Annotated in this window: 5 protein-coding genes; 2 read left to right on the top strand and 3 right to left on the bottom strand. The window is 38.6% G+C overall.

Features of this window, described 5'->3' with window-relative positions:
• Positions 1-187: 187 nt before the first annotated feature.
• Both tnpA and LBQ60_05870 read left to right on the top strand, forming a co-directional pair.
• On the top strand, positions 188-640 hold the full coding sequence (tnpA, locus tag LBQ60_05875; protein MDR2037433.1) for an IS200/IS605 family transposase: 453 nt from the start codon (positions 188-190) through the stop codon (positions 638-640).
• Between the two features lie 386 nt (positions 641-1,026).
• On the top strand, positions 1,027-2,457 hold the full coding sequence (locus LBQ60_05870; protein MDR2037432.1) for a TolC family protein: 1,431 nt from the start codon (positions 1,027-1,029) through the stop codon (positions 2,455-2,457).
• Between the two features lie 57 nt (positions 2,458-2,514).
• On the opposite strand, the gene LBQ60_05865 is transcribed toward LBQ60_05870, so the two are convergent.
• From LBQ60_05865 to LBQ60_05855, 3 genes are all read right to left on the bottom strand, one after another.
• The gene (locus LBQ60_05865) at positions 2,515-4,782 is read right to left on the bottom strand and encodes a hypothetical protein (protein ID MDR2037431.1); all 2,268 of its coding nucleotides are present in this window, start codon (positions 4,780-4,782) and stop codon (positions 2,515-2,517) included.
• A 79-nt stretch (positions 4,783-4,861) separates the two neighbouring features.
• The gene (locus tag LBQ60_05860; GenBank protein ID MDR2037430.1) at positions 4,862-5,995 is read right to left on the bottom strand and encodes a hypothetical protein; all 1,134 of its coding nucleotides are present in this window, start codon (positions 5,993-5,995) and stop codon (positions 4,862-4,864) included.
• Positions 5,996-5,997: 2 nt separating this feature from the next.
• Positions 5,998-6,165: Holliday junction branch migration DNA helicase RuvB (locus tag LBQ60_05855; GenBank protein MDR2037429.1), on the bottom strand; the 168-nt coding region annotated here is incomplete at its 5' end.

Genomic DNA, 6,165 nt, shown 5'->3' with positions numbered 1-6,165 from the left:
GGATTACTGGTCGGGACTTTGATCACCCTGCTCTTCATCCCTGTTTTATATGCCTTGTTTTTCCATATTAAGATAAAATAATGAAAAATGAAAAATGAAAAATTAAGAATGGCTGACTTTCAAACTTTATGAACATTCAGACTTTTAGACTCATGCTATCTTTGTAAAACAATAAAAAGTAAACAAAATGTCACAGTCTTTATCCAAACTATATGTCCACATAATTTTTCACGTGAAAAATGAAAGATCATTAATCCTCGAAGAAAATGAAAAAGAATTGTACGCATATATCGGCGGAATAATCAAACAAACACAGTCATTCCCGATTCAGATAAACGGAGTCGCCAATCATATACATATATTGTCAACCTTTTCGAAAAATATTTCGTTGGCCGACTTTATCAAAAAAATAAAAGGAAACAGCAGCCGTTGGATAAAAACAAAAGGAGTGCATTATGATAATTTTGAATGGCAAGGCGGATATTCGGGTTATTCCGTTAGTCAATCAAAAGTAGAAACAATAAAAAAGTATATTGAAAATCAAAAGAGACACCATGAAAAAGTTTCGTTCAGGGAAGAATATCATGCGTTTCTGAAAGAATATGAGGTCGACTTCAATGAATCATTTTTATGGACGTAAATATGCCGTCCTTACAGGACTCGATTCCATTTCAATCGTTACACGACACTTTGTGTCGGGTTAGGTTATGCCGGGTTTACAGCCCTAAGAAATAAAATTGAAGTTAAGGTGTATTGTCCTATAGGGACTATGTATCCCAACCCAACCCACAGTGTTGGATAAATGGATAAATATGTATTTTAGTCCTGAAAGGACGGTATATAATTTTATCGTATATCACGCAGTAATTTTTATTTTTATGAAATGTCCATATGAAAATAATCACAGTCACCGTGATGAACCAAGTTTACGAGCTCGACAGGATCAATAGATTTTGGACATTACCTTAAAAAAATAACTTTGCGTAAGCGTTCTTATGGAGCGCAAGCGTAATAATAATTATTCGTATGAAATCAAATAAAACCAATATCATGGTTGCACCAATAAAAATCTTCTTCCAACGGAAAATTTGTAGAAGGCTTCTTTTCCTCTTCCTGTCGTCCTTTTCTTTGATGTTATACGGACAGGAAATAACACTGAAACAGTGCAGGGAGATGGCGTTGGAAAACAACAAACAAATGGCCATTGCCGATCAAAATATAGAAAAGGCATCATTGACCGTTAAGGCCTATCGGACCAATTACCTCCCGAAATTATCGGCACAGGGGATCGGTTACTACAGCAGTTCGAGTAATGATATGAAACTAAAGCTGGGTGAAATTACCTTGTTTGATCCGAACAGTCTGGGTGGAATTATACCGCCCCAGTATATGCCGATTATCAGCCAGTTTTCAGTATTGGATCTTCCCGATATGAATTTCAAACTGAAAACCAGCAATACTTATTTCGCAGGTGCAAGTCTGGAACAACCGATATACATGGGTGGAAAAATCAATTCGGCGTACAGGATGTCAAAAATAGGAAATGATATCGCAGGGCTGAACCGGAGACTGACCCAAAGTGAGATCATCCTTGAAACGGATAAAGCCTACTGGACATGCGTACAGACAAGGGAATTACACAAATCGGCAATGAAATACAAAGAAGTGGTCGAAGAATTTTATCGTGTGGTGAAGAATGCCTGTGAAGCAGGTATGAAATCACAAAACGACCTGATGAAGGTACAAGTACAACTGAATCAGGCCGAATTACAGCTTCGCCGGGCCGAAAACGCTGTCCGGTTATCGCGCATGAACCTTTGTCATATCATCGGTTTGCCATTACGAAGCGAAATTACCCCTTTGGAAACATTCAACGGGCAGGTGTTTGAAATTAATCCTGAAGCAGACATATCTTTACGTCCCGAATATGCTATGCTCGACAAGCAAGTGGAACTGAAAGAACAGGAAAAACGACTTGTCAAAAGTGACTTTATGCCGCAGATAGGTGTTAGGGGCGGCTATAATTATATCAACGGCGTAAAATTAAATGACGATAAATTATTCGATAGTGGTTCATTCTCTGCCATGGTTTCTGTCAGCGTTCCCCTGTTCCATTGGGGAGAAGGTGCGAAGAAAATAAAAGCCGCCGAAATAGAAAAAAGTGTTATACAATTTCAACGTGATGACCTGACCGAAAAAATGACACTGGAAGTTGAACAATCATTCAATTTATACAGTGAAACCCTACTGGAAGTCGAATTGACCCTCCATGCCCTGAAACAAAGTGAAGAAAATCTGAAAATGAGCCGCGATCACTACGAGGCCGGCATGGAAACCATATCGGATTATCTGGAAGCACAAACCATCTGGCAGAATGCACAATCGGAACACATCATGGCAAAAACTAAACTGGAAATATGTAAAACGGAATACCTGAAAGCTACAGGAGGGTTGTAATGAATTCTTTAATAAAATCGTCTATAACTAAAAAATATATTTGAAATCAGAAATAGGTTATTGTCTGATATATTCTATTGCTTTTTCAATCAAAGCATCTTTTCTTTCAAGGAAATCTTTTACTGATGGTCGGGCATGAATATCAATTTTTACACCTGTTCTTTGGCACAGAACCCAATCTGGATAATATGCGCTAAAAACAGTGTAAGATACGTTCATACCACCCGGAAGGACAAATGAGGTTACATTACCGTCGGCTCCGGCAGTTGTTGACCCGATAACAGCGGCTTGAGGGGCTCTGCTCAGGGCAATAGCTGTCATTTCACCTAAACTTTGTGTATGCTCATTAACCAATATAGCAACTTTTCCTTTAAAATAATTCGGGTTTTTAAATCCAAGTTCCCGTTCATTATATTTCTTATAATTCCCTGGAAAAGTAAGATCCTGAGAAGAAAACCATAAGTTAACCACTGTATCAGGGAGAAGAATATCAGCTAATTTGGCAAATGATAAAAAAGTACGGGGATATTGTCGCAAATCAAAAACAATTCCTTTTGCAGACATATTCTTTTTGACTGCTGTTACCAAATCGTCTGCTGTTGTCGTACCAACATTCAAGAAAAGAATATCTTGATTTTCTTTTTCGTAATTAGCCATAGTTTTTACCCCGGTTGCTATCTTATTTCGGGAAAAATCTTTTAAGGCCAGGGATGTGACCTTTCCATTTCGATTTATTTCAACATTTAAAGAGGTTCCTTTTGTTGACATTAAAAATCGACGGATATTCCGTGATAGGCTTTGCCGGTTGGATGCGACAATGTATGGAGTTAGTTCATCGAAAATTTCGTTAATAGGTTTTCCATCTATGGAAAGAATAATGTCTCCGAGTTGTAACTCTGAGTTATAAACATTTTCCACACAAAATTCACCTTTATCCGTTTCTGTTAAAACAACCGGGTAACGCCGATATTGTAACCTTTCCACAGGAGACCCCTGAAGTGAACCTTTGAATCCAAAACGTCCGTGAGAATCATTAATTTCGGCTGTTAATTTCATTAAAAGAGCCAAATATTGAGATTGCGTGTCCACAGAACATATTTCGGGAATATATTCGGATAACACTTTACTCCAGGGTTTATTTGTAAGGTATTTATAAGGGAAGTTATATTCCATTACATTCCAAAACCGGAATAAACTAAGTAACCGGTAACCCTGATCATCCCAATTGATATGATCATATGATTTTTCCGCCCTGAAATTTCGACTACGAGCTCCTCCGGCAAAGGGAATTGTGTAATAATTCACTTTTTCATGTCTTACAGCATTTTTTACTTTATCTAACATTCTGATCATTTCTTCGGAAAACACCTCTTCATTGTTTATCCAGGAATTATCAATAAAACATGAGTAAAAAAGGCTGTCGTTTGCAGTTATTTTATAACTGGTAACAGGAAAATCACCTAACTTTTCAATCCAGTTGTAAAGTATTTTGTTTAACTTCTTTTTGTCTTTAGCATGGGCTGCTTCCGGTAATATACGTAATAACTCGTAATCCCAATTGATATCACCATCAATTATTGCCGGATGGTAATATTTCAAGAATCCCCAGACACGCCCTAAAATATCAAGATTTTGATAAGTAATGGGTGATACTTCTTTTAAATAGATACCTGATCCATTATCAAATTCTCTATCTTCTTCAGCAGGGTACCTGACTTTAATATATCTATATACTGGAATTGAATCGACCTGAATATCCCAATCGTCAATCCAGGCATATTTTATATTTTCTGTCTTCAGACCGAATCGTATTTCCTGGATACCCGGTTTTAATTTTGCTCTGATAATAAAACTCTTCCAATCGCTATTCTCTATATTAGTCTGAATAATGAGAGAATCAGGAACAGGAGGATGGTCGGATGATTCATACCTGTCCTTTTGTAAAATGTAAAAAAATAATTTGCCCTTTTGGGTGTTATTGAATTTATACTTACCTGAAAAGATCAATGAATCTCCCTCAATTCTCGAGGCATCGAGATAATAATAAATATCGCAATTATCCTGAAGTTGAAGCGAATATTTTCCTTCTGCAACATCCGTACTATCCTTTCTGACATTTCCATATCTAATCCATTTACTAACCCAAGGCACAGTAGCGTTACGTACATAATATAATTGAGCGTCTGTCTCGAATTTCATTTCTTTAATGATATACTTACTCTCGGGGCGTTCAGGGGGGCCTATTTGTCCTCTTTCCTGTTGCGGGCCAATATAGCCGCATGCTAAAAAATAGAAAGTACAAATCGGATAAATCAAATATTTCATAGAGTTAATATATAATGATGTAAATAAAGATTACCACATAACGAAACTAGGTATATAAATCTTAAATAGCAAATGTTTTTCAGAACTGTTTTATCCTGAACCTTTTGTCGAACCGGATATGCACGCCGAAGCTGTAATCCGTTTCCCCACGGTCAAGGTCGGAATATGTTTCTATCTGTGCACCGACAGAAACTCCTTTGAATACTTCTTTTTCAAATGCCAGTTTGAAAGTCAGCAAATCCCTTTTGGGTAATTGTTCCTGTGGATCATAGATATCGAACGAATTGAAAAGTAATTCTCCCTGGAAAGCATAGAATTTGTCGGAATGCCAGTAGCCTGCCATCAGTTTAAAAGGCGTAGCGTCGATATGTAATACGGGGTAAATTCCCCATCCCTTATCGAAGGGCCTTACTGCCTCATTTGAATAACGGTCGTAATAGGCGGTAATGTACATATCCAGTCCTACCGAACGTATCCAGCGGTGACCGGTCTGCAAACGGGAACAAAGCCCTGTAGCTACATTACCGAGTACAATCATAGGATCATCCGAAGTATCGATCTGCCCCCCCTGATGATGGATGAGCAACTGAAAGGGAAGAGTCAGGCTGAATTTACTGCCGGGTTGTGTCAGCAATCTGGATGCAGATAAACCGAAAGTTAATACTTCGGGAACTGAATCCCCACGTTCGATATAATGCTGCCAGTCTATCCAGGCATCGGCGAACCAGCGGTCGTCATCCAGCACGAACTGCAAACCGCTTTCAGGATAGGCGACAAATTGCCGTTCCCATTGGTAAAAAGGTTCGATCATCCGGTGATTGAGCCCTCCATATAGATTCCCCAAAACCATATTTAAATTGGGTGTAATGGCATATTGCAGGCGGATAAAAGGCTGTATGGAAAATAATTTTTCCCTGCCCGAATACTTAACAGCATATAGACCACCTTCTGCCCGGAACTTACCTGATACCTGGTAGGCCAACGCCGGTATCATGGAAATACCCGGGTAAGTCTGTCCGACAGCTACCGGGCTGAAATATTCATTGTTTTTGAAAAAACCGGTCAGATCCACGGAAAATGACAATAAATTACTGTCCTTTTCGACCAGCTTCGGAGATGTAAGCAATGTTTCAGGAAACCATTGAGCTTGTAACAATGACACGCTAAAGGCTAACAGGATGATCAGGAAAAACAGGTTCTTTAATTTCAACATTGTCAGAACAAAAATTCGGGATCTTTATATTTATTGATCCCCAGGTTGGTATAAGCAATAGGAGTAACCTCCCTTCCACGTGGCGTACGTTTGAGATAGCCTTCCTTGATCAGGAACGGCTCATATACTTCTTCAATGGTTCCCGGATCCTCACTGACGGCTGTGGCAAT

It is taken from the genome of Bacteroidales bacterium (assembly GCA_031275285.1).
Classification (GTDB): domain Bacteria; phylum Bacteroidota; class Bacteroidia; order Bacteroidales; family UBA4181; genus JAIRLS01.
Note: the sequence above shows the minus strand (reverse complement) of the source record. Positions and strands in the feature narration are given on the sequence as shown.

Excerpts from the sequence above, each read along its gene's own strand:
- LBQ60_05860 (MDR2037430.1), bottom strand. The coding sequence starts at position 5,995 with ATGTTGAAATTAAAGAACCTGTTTTTCCTGATCATCCTGTTAGCCTTT.
- LBQ60_05870 (MDR2037432.1), top strand. The coding sequence starts at position 1,027 with ATGAAATCAAATAAAACCAATATCATGGTTGCACCAATAAAAATCTTC.
- LBQ60_05865 (MDR2037431.1), bottom strand. The coding sequence starts at position 4,782 with ATGAAATATTTGATTTATCCGATTTGTACTTTCTATTTTTTAGCATGC.
- tnpA (MDR2037433.1), top strand. The coding sequence starts at position 188 with ATGTCACAGTCTTTATCCAAACTATATGTCCACATAATTTTTCACGTG.